This is a genomic window from Candidatus Zixiibacteriota bacterium (genome assembly GCA_029860345.1).
Lineage (GTDB): Bacteria > Zixibacteria > MSB-5A5 > GN15 > FEB-12 > JAJRTA01.
The window spans coordinates 203839-219210 of the sequence record JAOUBJ010000007.1; the positions used below are offsets into that span (position 1 = coordinate 203839).

Below are 15372 nucleotides of genomic sequence, written 5' to 3' on the forward strand. Positions count from 1 at the left end.
AGATAACATGACCGTTCATCTATCATTGCCGCACTTATCGCAACCTCTGAAGCTCTGGGAGAAACTCGAGCTTGTCACCGGTGAAGGAGACGAGACAGGTATCTACACCGCACGGATCGAGGACTTCGTCGCCGAGGGCATCATCATAAGTAGTCCGGAGTTCGTCAAAGGACACACTCTGCTTCGAGAGAACGCCGATGTGTTGATAGTGTTCACCAAGGATGACGCCACGTATCAATGTCATTCCTGCATAAAGAAGCATCCCATTGACGGCAAGAATCTCTATTTGCTGGCCAGGCCCAGCAAGACCAAGCGTGTCCAGCGCCGCCAATTCGTGCGGGTCGACATGCTCAAACATCTTGAGTACACCCAACTCAGACCTGTGGTCGACTGGGATAACCTGGCCGAGGGTCAAAAGTGGCTCACGGCCACTACCGAGAATATGAGCGGCGGCGGCGCCATGATAAGAATCGATAAAGAGCTTGAATTTGACGACCGCTTGTTAATAAAGATCGGTTTCTTCCCCGGTCAGGGACTTCCGGATACGGTTGCGGGCGTTGTCAGGCGCGTGTTCACTTTGGAAAAGCAAATCATGGCCGGAGTTGAGTATATCGTTGCGGATCGCCTGGTAGACTATTTCAAGTCGGATGATCTCAAACGACTGCCGGATGCCGTGAAACGATTCGACCGTCGCGCCCAGAACCGATTGGTGTCATACATCTTTCAGCAGGAAATCGAACTGAGAAAGAAGGGACTGCTGTGAACCCGTCAACACCATCCGGCCACGGCCATGCAGCCGCCGAATTTGATCGTTCGCACCTCGACCTCGGGCAATTGGTCGGGCGTAAGGTATCGATCTTTTCCAGGCAGTATCCCGGTCGTCCTTTGCCGGCTCGTGTTGTACAGGCAGTTGGTGACAAGGTGGCGTTGGAGCCGATTCCGGGCAACGTACTTTTGGGCAATCTTGTCAGCGGTCAGGGAGTAGTCATGCAGTTCATGTACAAGCAGGAAGAGGTGGCCACGCCGGCTGTGTTCAAAAGGACCAACGGTGGCCGCAGTACCGTGCTGGTCGGGCAAACAGTTAAGCCGCTGAAACGACGACGCTTCGTCCGGGCCAGGTCACAACAACCGATTAACCTGGCTGTACTTCCTACCGGTAGTTTCTTGAAACACAAACTGCCCCACCTGCGTTGGATGCAAACCGACCTGGTCGACTTTGCATCGGGCGGTGCCCTATTCGATATCAACAGCCTATTGCACAACAGCACCTATCTTTTTGTCAATGTCGATATCGAGTCGCACTCCTTTCCGCCGCTGGTCATCGGCAGTGTGCGCCACTGCCACCCACAGGAAGGCGGACAGTTTCGTGTAGGTCTCGAATTCATAGTGGCCGAACAGCGTAGCCGACACTTCTCCAAGCCATTGTTGGATAACCTCCCATCGTCGGCTTTTGAATACAGCTACTTACATCGCAAAGGTCTCAACGGCCACATAACAGCATGGATGCAACAGAACCCAAAAAACAGTGATCAGGGGTATTTCAGATGACAGAACAAGAACGCACGAAATTCGTATCGGATGTCGAGATCACAGAAGACAATGTCCGAGTCAAGCAACCACTCAAATTGCAGAGTGAAAACCAACGGCGATTTGTCCGACTCACGATTTCATCACCCATCAACTTCCGAAGTATCAAGGACATTTTCGGCAACTTCTCGCCCAACCCAGGTGAATATCCGATTGACGGCACGATACTGAATATCTCAGAGGGCGGCGTGTTGGCAGAGATGGATCAGCCGCTGAACGAGGGCGACATTGTGGCCATGCGCATTATCATGGAGCAGGTCGAACCCATCGAGGGCGTGCTCGGCCTGGTCAAGCGTTGCGACCAGGATGATGACTATCACCTCGTCGGCATCCAGTTTGTTCGCCGTGATGAGCTCGTCGACAAACTCTCGCAGTCGGAAATGGAGCTACTCTCGGAGGACCTGAGTCATTTTACCCAGTCGGTGCAGGAACTTCTGAGTCGTTACCTTCAGGATAAACGGACCCGGGCCTGATTCGTGGTCGTTATGAGAAACACAGTTGTCGGCATCATACTATTGTTGGTCGCCGTAGTACCACGAGCGGTTTTGGCGGGTCCCAATATTTTGCTCAGGGTCAGCCCGGCCGAGGCGGCCTGGTCATCCAGCAGCATCGAGGAAAAGCTGATAATCCGTATGAGCCGGGACACTGCTATGAGTGTGACCAGCGTTGACGGGACTGACAGCGCACTGCCTGCCTTTCCAAAAGATCGATACAATGTGGACAGCCTGATCCAGTGGGGTCTGGAGATCGGCGGCCAGTACCTGATGTTGGTGGATGTTCATCACCAACGTCTGGAGCGGCGCAAGTCCTTTCAGATACCGCTGTTTTTTCACAAGTATGTGACAGTGGGTGTTATCTCCGGCGAACTGAGGCTGATCGACCTCAACCAGGGTCGCCTGTTGGTGGCCCAACCGTTTCTGAAAGAACAAGAAGCCAAACGGATATTTCAATCATCAGACGACGACGATGCCAATCACCCCGATCTGCATCTGACGGCGCCGGGCAAACTGGTCTTTTTCGATCAAATGGAGGATCATCTCTGTGATCAGCTGCTTGAGATCATCGGTTTTTCAGAGCGAGGGAACGACGGTGAATGAAATTGGACGGCTCTTGAAGCATAGCGACGGTGATGACCAACTGTTCGAGAAAATCGTCTCAATCAAACGTATCACCGAGAGCCTTGATAATACAACCGAGGAGAAACTGGCCACTGTTTTGGGAGCGTTAAGACGCCTGGTTGGTTTCGATGCGGCCACCGTATATCTGATTAACAGCAAGAGCAAGAGACTCTTTGCGGCGGCCACCTTGCTTAACCCTGTCGACCTCTGCGCCGATTCGTCGGGCGACCCGACCGACCCGGAATCTTGGGAGGGATCATCCGATTCGCCGGTGTCAATGTCGGTAGTCCCGGCTGCTGCCTTTGGTTCGGCTGATGGTCGCGCCCACATTTTGAGTGCGCCAATGATGGTTCAGGAACGTCTCAACGGATTGCTGAATCTCGCCTTCATTGCCAACGATCCTCCGTCCAGAGAAGCCATCCGGCTGGCCGGAGTGCTGGGTGGACAGATGGCCTCGGCGGTTGAACGGTGTCAATACCGCCACAAACTGACAGCCCTTTACGAGACACTGTCCAAACTGGAAACGACACAGCGTCTGGCGCCACGATCCGGTCCAAGGCTTCAGAGTCTGGACGAAGCCCACGAAATGTTGGTGTCCATAAGTCATGAAGTGAACAACTCGCTGTCGGTTATCATCGGTAACGTGCAGTGTCTACTGATGGAAAAGGAGTCGACCGACGACCCCAGCCAGGACCGTCTGCATCGCATCGAAAGCGCGGCTATCAAAATCGGCGCCGTCAACAAGCGGCTCCTGCAGATACCGGTGATCACCAGGCAAGACGATGAGAACCAAAACGACTTCACGGTCAAAGTCTGAGACTTAAGTTGAATGAATACGATCACTAAGGAAATCAACAACCTTGTTAGCTGGAAACCGTGGTCGTCCGGTCTGGATGATCTTGGTGTCGGTTTCTTGATGGTGAGTCATGACGGGCGGCTTGAGGACTATAATCATGCTGCATCCGAAATGCTCGTTCTCGATGACAAGAGTTCGACCGAGCCTGTTCATATATCGGACCTGGCCCATGTTCTCGGATCCAGCTTAAACGATGCCGTCAACGATCTCGGTCCGGAGCGCCCTCGGTCACACCAAAGAGGATTACCTTGCTCGAACTGCAAGGGACGACACATGTTGTTGGACATCTCTTGTCTTTATGTTGGTAGTGATGACGGGTCGTTTGCTATCTGCTTCTTGCACGACCTGCAGCGGCGACATCACATTTCAGACGACGAGCGCTTTTTAAGGCAGGAGTTACAAATACTTTCAGATGTTGCGGCTGCCTTGTCGTCATCCAGCGAACTTGTCCAGCTTCTTAAAGTGATTCTCACCGGTGCTACAGCCTCTCAAGGGTTGGGATTCAACCGCGCCTTTTTGTTCATGCACCAGGAGGACACCAACGAATTGGTCGGCCAGATGGCGGTGGGTCCGCTTTCGGCCGAAGAGGCCGGCAGTATTTGGCGTAACCTGGACGCCATGCGTCTTTCGCTTGAAGAGTTACTGGACAATAAACAACACCAGCCGGACGAACTCTCGGATGGAATCACCCAGTTGATTACCGATTTCAGAGTCAGCCTTGATGAAGAATCCATGATCAGTCGCGTTTGTCGCCAGGGTGAATGGTTGAACCTGACCGAGTCGGATGACCTCGATGCCGTCACCATGGCTCTGGCCGAACGGTTGGGCACGAACAAGCTGGCCTTGGTTCCTATGGTAAGCAAGGGTCACCTTTTGGGACTACTGGCTGCTGATAATCAAATCACCGGCCATCCCATCTCCGATGAAGCCGTGCATCTTCTACAAGTCCTTGCCAACCAGGCTGCGGTGGCCATGGAACGAGCACGTTTGTACGAGGCACAACGCGAACGCAGGTGCGAGTTGGAACGGATCAACACACTGCTTGCTGAATCGCAGAGCCAGATTATTAAGTTCGAGAAAATGTCCGTAATAGGCGAGCTAACATCGGCCATCGCCCACGAACTTCGCAATCCTCTGACGGTAGTTGGCGGCTTTGCCAACCTTATGTTGAAAGCCGAATTGCCCGAGGAAAACCGTGAGTATCTGAGTATAATCGCCGCAGAAATCAAACGGGCGGAGTCTGTTCTTCACCAGGTTCTTGATTTTTCGCAGGCCAGCAAAGGCGACAATCAGCCGATCGACTTTTCCCAACTCGTCCAGCGCAGCATGGAGCTGTTGAAAGGTCGCCTCTCGGCCAGGGAGTTGCCGATGTATCTATCGTTGGCCGGCACTCCTCTCAGGGTGTTTGGCAACTACGACCAGTTGTCACACGCCGTGTACCAGTTTCTGAAGTTTGTGGCCGAGGACCTGGTTCAGTTGGGAGATGCGGAAGTGCGCACCGAATCGAAAGACGACCTGGCCGTGATGCTTGTCAAGATCAGGTGTCCTGAGGACCAACGTGACAAAGTGCGAAAGTCCCTGCAGCAAATCTTCACGCAAAACAGAACTTCGCAGCGTTTGACCATCCTGGTGGCCGGTGAGACCGTTAGATATCACGGCGGAAACCTGGGTATTGCTTGCGGCGCTGATATTCCACCGTCGCTGTATATCGAACTGCCAACTATGAAGGAGCCGGAAAGTGAAACCGCGCATACTGGTGGTTGATGACGATGACGGCATCCGCGCCCTCTATCTGACCGAACTGGTCCGGGCCGGGTACGAAGTTGCGGCGGTTGACTCAGGCGGTGCGGCTGTCGCGTTGGCCTCCCGGGAAAAATTCGCGATTATTATTCTGGACATCGAAATGCCCGACATGTCGGGTATCGAAGCCTTGTCTCATTTGCGTCGGGTCAGCCCGGACACGCCGGTGATCCTGAACACGGCCTACAGCAACTACAAGCAAGACTTCCAATCCTGGCTGGCCGATGCCTATGTTCTGAAATCGTCGGACCTGGAACCGCTCAAACATAACATCAGGAAGTTGATTGATCCCGTTGAACACCAAGACCAAAAATGACAAAAGCCTGGACCTGGTTGATCAGGTCGACGGACTCGCCGAAGAGGTTAGGATTCTGGCTCTGAATCTGGCTATCTACCTGGCCAAAACCAAATCCGAATCGGAGCAACTTAGCCAGCTTGAACCGGACTTTATTCGGCTGGTAAACGGTACCGTGAGCGTACTTCAGGAGATTGAGAGGATTATTGCAGCCGCAAGGAATCTTGAAACACTGGTTTACGACGTCCCTTCAGGCAAGTTCCGGCGCGACCAAATAGAACTCAGACTCCGCTCAATCCTGGACCACTGTGGTCGGATTATGACGGCTCTGGGCAAGGGTGGCCCGATTGAAAAGTGACGAGCCGGCTCAATTCTGGCTTGAACAGGTGCAGATACCATGCCAAGTGACGATATACAGGATATAGATTGGATGCGGCCGGCTCTGACTCATTGTCGGGATTTCCGGCTGATCACGGTTCAGCCGTTTCGGGCCGCGGTTGTGACAATAGCTCGGACGAGTATATGAGAACCCTGACCGCGATGGAGACAACGTGGATTCAAAAACGGAATCTTGTCGGCTTACTGAAGCGATGACTGCTACCATCGAGTGCACTGATGAGGCGAATGGATTATGAACACTCCGGTATTAGATAAACTCACTGAAATGGCCAAAAACCGAGGAAGGCCGTACAAAGTGTTGATAGTGGACGACGAACAGTGGGTTCGTGAGGTCTTCAGGGATTTCTGCAATCTTACGGATGCTTTTAAGGTCGAGTTGGCTCCCGACGGAGCCGAGGCCGTCAGAATGGCCGGTGATAGCGAATATGATCTGATCACTCTGGACCTCATAATGCCCGAGATGTCCGGGTTGGAAGTACTTACAGCCATAAAAGAGGTGGCGCCAAAGGTGCCCATAATGGTCATAACCGGCAATGCCACCGAAAAACTCGTGCATCAGGCCGGTGTACTCGGGGCCTGCCGAGTGATGTACAAACCAGTGATGCTGGAGAGCTTTATTTCTGAGATGACGTCCACGCTGGACCGATGAGGATCGATGAAAGTGGCCAAAGAGGAAAATGAGGGGCATGAACAATCAAGAAAGAGGAGCTACGGGGGCAATGGCATGAAGAGTGAAATCTCGATACTGATTGTGGACGACGAATCAACGATGCGCAATCTGCTGGAAAAGATTCTGGCCCGGGAGGGATACCAGATGCACTCGGTCTGTGACGGCCAGGTGGCTCTGGAATACCTCGAGAATCACAAAGTCGACATCGTTATCTCTGATATGAAAATGCCCAAGATGGACGGTTTTGAACTGCTCAAGAACATCAAACAACACCATCCGGGCGTGGGTGTCATAATTATGACCGCCTATGGCGACACCTACACGGTCAAGGATGCGCTCCTCTTGGGAGCCGATGAGTATGTCACCAAGCCGTTCAAGAGCTATGAGATCTCCCTGGTAGTAGAACGAGCTTACTGGCGAATTCTCTCGTCCTGCAACCAGATGACCACCGAGTTGTAGTAGGAGTGACATGAGCGCCAGCCAAGCCCAAAGTACCGCGACCCGCCGCCGAATTCGGGTGACAATCACCAAGGATTCCATGAAGGTGGTTATCGTCATCAGCCGACCGGAATCCGAAGAGCCGAATATTACCGTGGAAGAGGTCAGGAACGCTCTGACCCAGGCTGGTGTGGTGTATGGTATCGACGAGGATGTGATTTCCGAAAGTGTCACCATGGCTGAGTATGAAAAGCCGATCGAGGTTGCCAAAGGCCAGCCGCCGGTCAAAGGCTCCGACTCCGAATTTGAAACCTTTTTCCAAACCGAGAATCGCTTTCAGCCACAGGAAGATGAAGAGGGTCGCATCGACTACCGCGACATGAAGTATATCCAGAATACCCACAAGGGTGATGTACTGATCCGACGGAAGCCGCCTACCGACGGGGTCAACGGCAAGGGGGTCGATGGTCGCGAGATAGTCGCTCCCAGAGGTCGCAACATACCATTCAACAACGGCGAAAACACAAAGGTCTCCGACGACGGCCTCGAATTGATTTCTACGGTCGACGGCGCCATTGTCTACTCGCGAGGTCGAGTGTCGGTCAAAGATGTAATGGTCATCAACAACGTTGACTTCAACGTCGGCAATATCGATGCAGTCGGTTCGCTGCGTGTCAGCGGCAAGATCAACACCGGGTTTTCCGTCAATGTCGGTGGCGATCTGGAAGTCAGCGGTAATGTCGACGACGCCAAGATACACGTGAAGGGCAACATCCTGGTTCGTGGCGGCTTCCTGGGTGCCGGCGAGGGTGAGATGCATGCCGATGGTGATATCACCGTCAAATATGCCGTGGGTCAGAAGCTCAGCGCCGGCGGCAGTATCATTGTCGGCGGCGAACTGCTCAACTGCCATGTCACGGCCAAAGATTCTGTCGTTGTAAAGGGACGCAAGGGTAAGATCGTTGGCGGCGAAATCAATGCCGGTAAGAAAATCGAAGCGGCCGTCATCGGCTCCGATGCCGGAACCGTTACTTCACTGACGGTTGCTTTCGATGCTGAGGCGATGCGGTTGTTCCACGAGGCTCGCCATGAGATCAGCCGGTTGAAAGCCGACGATGAGCGCGTCAAGGAAAACCTCGTACAGCTGTATAAGCTCCAGATGGCCGGCAAACTGAATGACCAGCAGAAAGCGGGTCTGGCCAAGCTTGAGGAATTCAAGAATTCTGTTCCTGATGCACTGGCGACGGTGGAAAAACGTAAGGCTGAAGTTGAGGAACGCCTCAAGAAACTGTGCGATTCCAAAATCATCGCCAGCGAAATCATGCATGCCGGTGTTAAGGCGCATGTTGGGGTGTTGGTCAAAGAAGTCGATGAAGACCTATTGGCTGTGCAACTCAGCCAGGACGGCCATCGGATCATCGAGGAAAAGTACAAAAAGAGCTAAACCCCTGCTCTGTCCTTCAAAACGTCTTCCCAAGAATTGACTTGAAAACCGGTCGGGCTTGCGATATATTGGCTTGTCTTTGGTATCGTTTAGTCGGAGAGGTGGCCGAGCGGCTGAAGGCGGCGGATTGCTAATCCGTTATAGGGGTCATGCCTCTATCCAGGGTTCGAATCCCTGCCTCTCCGCCATTTTTTTTGGTATTGTGTTTTCACTACAGGAGCTACAGCAATCGTGGGGTGGCAGTTCATAGCTGTGTAGTCAAAAGCCCTCTGGAACTAGCTCAAGGCGGTTTATACTCTCATTAACATACTGCAGGCTCTCGTGTACCCTGGCGACGTCCTCATAGTCCCAGTAGCGAAGTTTGTCTCGGAGGTTTTGGACACCATCAGCATGGCTTCGGATTCGATCCAACTGGGATTGATCAGAGACAGCCACGACCCCTTGGACCGCCGGGTTGTTAAGTGACTTGAGAAGATTCACTATCAAGCTATCTATGCTTCCCTTAGTCTGCACCTCAAATACATAAACCACTCGGCCCATGTTTCCTATGGTCGCCTCCCAGACGGTATCAACAACAGAACCTTGAGATACCTTCTTTTCAATACTGGATTCGAAGCCCAGCCACCGACCTATTTCACGGAGCTTGTCACGAATGTCATTGTGGATAAATCGAGAATCCGCTCTGATTGGTTCAGTTGTTTCGGCTTCTTTCTTCGGACGGCTTGTGTGAATCCTACTCAGGTTATCCTCAACTTGAAGCTCATCCCAGATGAAGTAGTCAACCGCCAAAAGGGTTGTATCAGAGAATCCAGCATTACTGAGCTCTACTGCAATTGTCTTGCAGACTTGGCAAAGGTTGTCATATACTTCTCCAGTCAGTTGATAGTCGTAACGGGGCAGGTTGTCGACCCCTAAGTAGTCCAAGGCTACAAATGCTCGTCTGTTCCATAGCATGAATTCATCAGGGTGTGTCTTGCACAGCAACTCACTAATTGTGGCCGGTCCCATCCCCTTTATCTCACCGCGAAAGGAATCCCAGCGTTGGGATATGTTGGTCTGACCCCAGATGAGTTCTGCCAGCCTGCGTCTCAGATTATCCAGGCCATTGTCCTCGATAATCTTGTCAATAACATAGTGCTTGTTCCCCCATATGAGCATCGCCCACAACTTCGACATATAGTCAAATATCCCATCCTCGTCAATCGCGAGCAGCACATCCTTAGTGTATCCACCGTAAACCTGGATAAGTCCTGATCTCTCTTCCCAATCAGTCTTGAACTTCTCAGGCTCCTCCTTCAACCGGTTGACGAATGCCCCAATATGCTGTGTCAGTAACTCTCTATTCACTCGTTCTTCTCCTCCCACGGTTGGCGGTTATGAGTCTTATATAGCTGACGAAAATTGGAATTACAAGCCCATTTCTAAAGGTCTGACATTTCATGTAGGAGTCAGTCGCTCTCCGGCCCATCCGCTCGCGGTGCGTGCCCAGGCTCATCCCCCAACCTCAAACGGATTGCAGGAAGACTTTCAGGTTGGAAGATTCGCCTGCAAGTTTCAACTTACGGCGGATGGTCTTGCGTTGGTTGTTGACAGTGTGAATCGAAGTACTTAAGGTCTCGGCAATCGACGCGGTCGATAAGCCGGACTTGATCAGGTTACAAATCTCAAGCTCCCTCGGTGACAAACGATCAAAGCGGCGATCAAGTTCGTTGACAAACGGCGCCGCGATATCATCCAGACAAGTCTTGAGTAGGGTCAAATAATGTTCGTTCTGGCGGCTGGACCGTTTCTGAAGTTTCGTTATGATCGGCGTCAGGATACGGTCGACATTCGTCTGCAATTGGCGCTTGAGAAGTTTCCTTTCATTCTCGATTTGCGACATCACCTCGCGCAAAGCCACGTTCTTCTCCTGAAGCGCGATCTGCTCGGCTTGCAGTTTCGTGTTGGTTGTCCGAAGCTCTTCTTCGGTCTGTTTGAGTCTGGAGATATCGGTGACGACGGCAAAACTACCGACAAAGTTCCCGCTGAGATCAAACAGCGCCTGGGGCGAGACGATAGCCGGTAAATCGGCTCCCAGCTTTGTTTTCCAGACGACTTCATAAGGCCGAAAGCCTTCGTCTTTGTTGTGTGCGATCCGATCATAGAATACGTCCTGATCACGTTCATCCAAAAAAGCGGCGGCCGATGTCCCCACCAGTTCATGTTCGGCATATCCCAACATCCGGCAGAACCGTTCGTTGGCAAAAGTGACGTTGCAGTTTTCATCGAAAGCACCCAGCCCTTCGTTCATCGATTCCACCAGGAGACGGTACCGTTTTTCACTTTCCTCCAGGGCGGTGCGATCACGACGGCGCTGCAAGAGCGGCCAGATTTCCTGAATCAATTGAGATAGCTGGTTTGCATCTTCAGGTGTGTACGGCGTCACCTTGTTGGCCACGCCGATTACCGCCACGATTTTCTGGTCGGAATATATGGGGACACTCATCTGACGAAGTATCGGTGCATGTCCCCCCGGGTATCCACGTTTAAGGGGATCGGCCGCGACGCTGCTGTTGGCAATAGTGACCTCCTGCGTGCGCACTGCGTCGGCCCAGGAGTCGGCAGAGGCCACAGCACAGACAAGAGCTCGATTGGCAATCAGTCCCTGGCTCCCTTGCGGCTGTGTCCAGTTGGGAATCGTCAGCGAGGTACCATCCTCAGAGAGCAGGGCCAGAAATCCGCAAGCACTCGAAGTGAGGGTGAGACATTCCATCAGGGCCAGATTCGTAAGCTCGCGCTGTGATGAAACCTGGGCGCGGTCGAGTTGCACCACCGCCCGCAAACGTGCTTCTTCCAACGAGTGCTCGGCGTGAGCTTTGTTCGAGCCCGTGATGTCGGTAATGAGAATATCCAACCGATTGTCCGCGGAACCTTCGGCAGCCGCCAACCGATATTTGAAGCGACCCAGGCGTGTGCTGATGCCATTTGGAGTAAGACGACACTCGAACAGACCAGCTCCATCGGCCGCAGCCAGCTTTGCTCTTGCCCCTTCCAGTTCCTCCGGATGAACCACGGCTTGAATCAAGTCATCAAGTGTTTTTGGCGCAGGATTGCAACCTGCGGTGATGCTGTCAATGTCTCCGGCCAGAGTGGCCAGTCGTCCGGTAGAGGTGTCAACCGCACAGAAAAGCAGATTCGACGAGTTGAGGAGGAAATCCAGTTGTTCGACACTTATCGAGACCTCATCGGACCGGCGCCGGTCGTCGGGTCCAGCAACGCCTTGAGCCGATGCGGTCTTGCAGGTTCCATTCTTGGCCATATTGTCCACGGCGCCATTATGGCGCTACCTTGTACTTGTGCGGTCGTTTTGTCCGGCCGGTCGCAATCCTATGTTCCGTAAGGTTATCGGCAAGATTGTGCATTATCTGCACAGCTTGACTTTCTCTCCTTTTTCCCTGCGACCAATGGGAAAAACCGGTTGCGGTTTGGCCTGAGTTGAGCATAATTGGTAAGTTGTGGGGAAACTACCTATCGTGTAAGACGTATTAAGATAGGTAGAACTGGGCCTTGAGCCCGTGATAGGAAACAGCAACGGCAAGAATCGGAGCCGAGAGCGATATGTACGACGGTTACAACGACACTCGCCCTGCCAGAAACTTCAACGATGACCCATGGGATATTTCCAGGGGTGGTGGTGATGGTGCTCGCTGTCGGTCGGTCGCCCTTAAGAGATCGCTGTGGCTCGTGTGGTTGGCGCTGGGAGTAGGGGTTTTGCTGTTGGCCTGGTCGGCTCAGGTGCTGGCCCAGTCGGCGCCGCCGCGGCCGCCGGATATCGAGAAGGGTCGGGGCAAACCCACCGCCAGGGATAGAATCAAAGTAAAGCTGAAAGATGACGCCGGCGAACTTGCTCAAGACTATCTGGTGCTGCTGGACCAATTGAAGACTCTGACCGCCGACTACAGCACCTACTACTCCGACTTTCAACAGGTACATGCCGAAGAGCTCGAAAAAAAAATGCGCAAGTTATCACACCGTCTCAACGACAGCGCCTACTTCCGTGATTTCACAACGCTGACTTACGATCTGACCCGCTTACAATACGAGCTGCGGCTACAGGAAGAGAAGCTGGCCAAGTTGCACAAGAACAGCCACGCGCGAGGTGTGCACTCAGGCGAATCGGCCGATCCCAGGCTTCGGAAGATTACACGCACCCTGCGCCGCGAAATTGAAATGCTACATGATCAGTTCGAGGACGATATAGGTGAACGCATGAGAGTCAGCGCCGCCAAATCGGCTATCGTCCAACAGTACATCAGGGCAGCCGTTGTTTCCATGGGGGCGGACGGTGGTGTGGAGAAGCGTGCGTTTGTTTTGGGCAAAGGCGACCAGGTTGGACATACACCGATTGTGCTCGAAATAGATCTGGGTAACTTTCCCGATCTGGACGCAGTATTGGAAAACTGTGAGCAGATAGAAATTCACAGTATCATCGAGCCTCCACAACCTTCGGACGTTTATGAGTTTCCGCAGTTGACAGTCTACGCGCCCCAGTTTGAAGCGCCTCCAATTCGGTTGGAAGATAAACGGACTGCATTCCGCCACTCGTCGGGTGAAGCTGGACTCAGTTTACAGTTTATCGACAGCACCCGTATCAATTCAGCCGCGACACCGGTGTACGTGGTCAATCCCATGGGAACCCTGGAGGTTGAGGGGTGGAACCGGCCATGGATCTCGGTTGACGCCAAGGTGGAACTGTCGGCCGTTAGTGCCGAAAAAGCCGAGGCCTTGGCCGAGCGTGTCGACGTTCGTATTCACAACCGGTCCAACGCCGTCTACGTGGAGTTGGTTCTGCCCCAGTTAACCGATCCAAGGACCTCGATCTTGAGTACGACGATTGAAATCAAAGCGCCCAGGGACAATTCCCTGAGCTGCAGCAACTCGCATGGACGTTTGGTCGTCCGGGATTTTGACAACGATGTTAAAATCAATGCCGACCATTGTGATATCAAATTGAGCACGGTGGATGGAAAAGTCGAGGTAGTCAACAGCATGGGGTATCTGACCGTCAGCGATGTCTCTGGACGGCTTGAGTTGAGAAACACCTATGGTGCCTTGACGGTGACCGGATGTAATGGAGATATGACAATCGAAAACGATCTTGCTTCGATAGATATCAAAGACTGTTCCGGTGAAGCTCAGGTACGCAACTCCGGAAGAGTGGATGTATACGAGTTTATAGGTGACCTGCGGATCGACAATGACAACGGGGCTGTGATGGTTCAGAATCTCGAGGGCAGCCTTGAAGTGACCAACTCGCTTCAGCCGGTGGTGGTCGAGAACATTCGCGGACGGGCCGGCCTGCAAAACGAGCGGGGGACTATCCAGGTCGATCAGATCGATGGACCTTTGTCGGCCAACAACAACTATGGTTCAATCTCGGCCGTTTCGCTCAGTGGACCTTTGCGATTGGTGAACACCAACGGCTTGATCGACCTGGTCGTCGATGAGGATATCATCGGTCGTTCTTCGATCATTGCCGATAATGGAACCATCAAACTCAGACTGGACGAATCATCGGACGTTCTCTTGACTGTCGAGATGATCGGTGGCGCTATCAAGAGCGCCTTTTCGACACCCGTCCAACAGACCGACAGTTCCAGCACCACTCGGCTCGAACTTGGGCGCATGGCTGCATCGCTGGACGTATCCGGTTACGGTACCGACATCGTTATCAGCACACCGCGGTGAACAGCAGTCATAGCCCACATCCCATTCCACCTGAAAACTAACAATCTGCTTGACATTATAGCCGCACGTTCGTCTAATAGGACAGGGAACACAACCAATCCAGACCACGCGTAAAAGCGCGATGGGAGCAAGAGTACACAGCTAGCCCCGCAAGGCTTGAGTTTATGGGAAGTAAACCGTATTGTGGTGTGTACAATTGTAAACAAACAGAAAGGAGGAGTCTATGGCCGAACAACAGTTTGTGCTAACAGTAAACACTCATTAGATTAGGAGAAGAAGGAATGAGTTATCGGAAGACAATTATCACAGGGGCGATTGCAGGCCTTGGCCTGTTGATACAGTTGGCCGGACCGGCAATTGCATCTACCAGCAAAGGGTTCATATTTGACTGTGAATTCGAGCCGACTCAGATGCCCTTGGCACCGGGGCCGGTAGAATTGAGATTCAGTGTCACCCCCAACGAGCACTTCAAAGGCCGCTCAACGGTGGCGTTGACCGTAACCACGCAGAGCGGCCTGGAGTATTCCGGACCCAAAACGTGGGCAGTAGATATGGAGCAGAGTGTTAAGTACACCGAGCTGATCCACGTTAGTATCCCACCCAACGACACCTGCGGCATTCGGATTGAGTTGTCCATCGATGGCCGGAAAAGACACGCTGCACACGCCTGGTTCGTTACCTTTGACGAGTCGGTCGAGTTCTGGAAGGGTAGCCCTCGAGGAGCTACACCGCGCAATAAAATGAGCTTTGGCGAATCGCGTAGGGCGGAGCTGACGCCTGAACAGTTGGCACAGGTGATGGATTGGGAGGTCAGCCTGAAAGATGTTCTGCCAAAGAATCTGCAGTTTGTGTTACCCATGCTTGGGGAACTCACGCCGACAGAACGGGACAGTGTGTTTCATATCAGGATATCCCGAGAAACCTATTGGAAGTTATGGGACAGGGGTATCCATCCTGAGTGGCTCGAGAATCCCCCCCCCCCCCGTGAGCCAAACCCCACCGGACCACCCCCCCACCCCCCTGAAACCCCGGGGGGTT

General features: G+C 52.9%; 15 protein-coding genes and 1 tRNA gene. 14 read left to right on the forward strand and 2 right to left on the reverse strand.

Annotated features, from left to right (window positions below; all coding sequences use genetic code 11):
• Positions 1–7: 7 nt before the first annotated feature.
• The 12 genes from OEV49_09335 to OEV49_09390 all read left to right on the forward strand — a co-directional run bounded on the left by OEV49_09335 (position 8) and on the right by OEV49_09390 (position 8795).
• Entirely contained in the window at positions 8–763 is a 756-nt protein-coding gene (locus OEV49_09335) for a PilZ domain-containing protein (GenBank protein MDH3891273.1), read from the forward strand.
• Positions 760–1548: a hypothetical protein gene (locus OEV49_09340; GenBank protein MDH3891274.1), complete on the forward strand. Its 789-nt coding sequence runs from the start codon at positions 760–762 to the stop codon at positions 1546–1548. The genes OEV49_09335 and OEV49_09340 overlap by 4 nt, the downstream gene beginning before the upstream one ends.
• Positions 1545–2060 carry a PilZ domain-containing protein gene (locus OEV49_09345; protein MDH3891275.1) on the forward strand — a complete coding sequence of 172 codons (516 nt, stop codon included), beginning with the start codon at positions 1545–1547 and terminating at the stop codon, positions 2058–2060. The genes OEV49_09340 and OEV49_09345 overlap by 4 nt, the downstream gene beginning before the upstream one ends.
• Positions 2061–2072: 12 nt before the next feature.
• Positions 2073–2684, forward strand: a complete 612-nt coding sequence (locus tag OEV49_09350) for a hypothetical protein (GenBank protein ID MDH3891276.1) — start codon at positions 2073–2075, stop codon at positions 2682–2684.
• The gene (locus tag OEV49_09355) at positions 2629–3522 is read left to right on the forward strand and encodes a hypothetical protein (protein ID MDH3891277.1); all 894 of its coding nucleotides are present in this window, start codon (positions 2629–2631) and stop codon (positions 3520–3522) included. Before OEV49_09350 ends, OEV49_09355 begins: the two co-directional genes overlap by 56 nt.
• A gap of 12 nt (positions 3523–3534) precedes the next feature.
• Positions 3535–5325 (forward strand): GAF domain-containing protein, encoded by a 1791-nt coding sequence (locus OEV49_09360; protein ID MDH3891278.1) that lies wholly within the window; start codon positions 3535–3537, stop codon positions 5323–5325.
• Positions 5300–5677, forward strand: a complete 378-nt coding sequence (locus OEV49_09365; GenBank protein MDH3891279.1) for a response regulator — start codon at positions 5300–5302, stop codon at positions 5675–5677. Before OEV49_09360 ends, OEV49_09365 begins: the two co-directional genes overlap by 26 nt.
• Positions 5655–6014, forward strand: coding sequence for a hypothetical protein (locus OEV49_09370; GenBank protein ID MDH3891280.1), 360 nt, complete (start codon positions 5655–5657; stop codon positions 6012–6014). The genes OEV49_09365 and OEV49_09370 overlap by 23 nt, the downstream gene beginning before the upstream one ends.
• Positions 6015–6287: 273 nt before the next feature.
• Entirely contained in the window at positions 6288–6704 is a 417-nt protein-coding gene (locus tag OEV49_09375) for a response regulator (protein ID MDH3891281.1), read from the forward strand.
• 6 nt (positions 6705–6710) lie between these two features.
• Positions 6711–7184 carry a response regulator gene (locus tag OEV49_09380; protein MDH3891282.1) on the forward strand — a complete coding sequence of 158 codons (474 nt, stop codon included), beginning with the start codon at positions 6711–6713 and terminating at the stop codon, positions 7182–7184.
• Positions 7185–7194: 10 nt separating this feature from the next.
• Positions 7195–8607, forward strand: a complete 1413-nt coding sequence (locus OEV49_09385; protein MDH3891283.1) for a FapA family protein — start codon at positions 7195–7197, stop codon at positions 8605–8607.
• A gap of 95 nt (positions 8608–8702) precedes the next feature.
• Positions 8703–8795 (forward strand) — tRNA-Ser (locus OEV49_09390).
• Between the two features lie 70 nt (positions 8796–8865).
• Here the strand turns inward: OEV49_09390 and OEV49_09395 are convergent.
• Together OEV49_09395 and OEV49_09400 are read right to left on the reverse strand one after the other, a co-directional pair.
• Positions 8866–9954, reverse strand: coding sequence for a hypothetical protein (locus OEV49_09395; protein MDH3891284.1), 1089 nt, complete (start codon positions 9952–9954; stop codon positions 8866–8868).
• Positions 9955–10111: 157 nt separating this feature from the next.
• On the reverse strand, positions 10112–11905 hold the full coding sequence (locus tag OEV49_09400; GenBank protein ID MDH3891285.1) for a PAS domain S-box protein: 1794 nt from the start codon (positions 11903–11905) through the stop codon (positions 10112–10114).
• Positions 11906–12204: 299 nt separating this feature from the next.
• Here OEV49_09400 and OEV49_09405 point away from each other — a divergent pair, with 299 nt between their 5' ends.
• Positions 12205–14334, forward strand: coding sequence for a hypothetical protein (locus OEV49_09405; protein ID MDH3891286.1), 2130 nt, complete (start codon positions 12205–12207; stop codon positions 14332–14334).
• A gap of 281 nt (positions 14335–14615) precedes the next feature.
• A partial coding sequence (locus OEV49_09410) for a hypothetical protein (GenBank protein MDH3891287.1) occupies positions 14616–15372 on the forward strand: 757 nt, incomplete at its 3' end.

Coding starts and splice junctions, on each gene's coding strand:
- OEV49_09360 (MDH3891278.1), top strand. CDS start 3,535: ATGAATACGATCACTAAGGAAATCAACAACCTTGTTAGCTGGAAACCG.
- OEV49_09345 (MDH3891275.1), top strand. CDS start 1,545: ATGACAGAACAAGAACGCACGAAATTCGTATCGGATGTCGAGATCACA.
- OEV49_09350 (MDH3891276.1), top strand. CDS start 2,073: ATGAGAAACACAGTTGTCGGCATCATACTATTGTTGGTCGCCGTAGTA.
- OEV49_09400 (MDH3891285.1), bottom strand. CDS start 11,905: ATGGCCAAGAATGGAACCTGCAAGACCGCATCGGCTCAAGGCGTTGCT.
- OEV49_09405 (MDH3891286.1), top strand. CDS start 12,205: ATGTACGACGGTTACAACGACACTCGCCCTGCCAGAAACTTCAACGAT.
- OEV49_09375 (MDH3891281.1), top strand. CDS start 6,288: ATGAACACTCCGGTATTAGATAAACTCACTGAAATGGCCAAAAACCGA.
- OEV49_09385 (MDH3891283.1), top strand. CDS start 7,195: ATGAGCGCCAGCCAAGCCCAAAGTACCGCGACCCGCCGCCGAATTCGG.
- OEV49_09335 (MDH3891273.1), top strand. CDS start 8: ATGACCGTTCATCTATCATTGCCGCACTTATCGCAACCTCTGAAGCTC.
- OEV49_09380 (MDH3891282.1), top strand. CDS start 6,711: ATGAAAGTGGCCAAAGAGGAAAATGAGGGGCATGAACAATCAAGAAAG.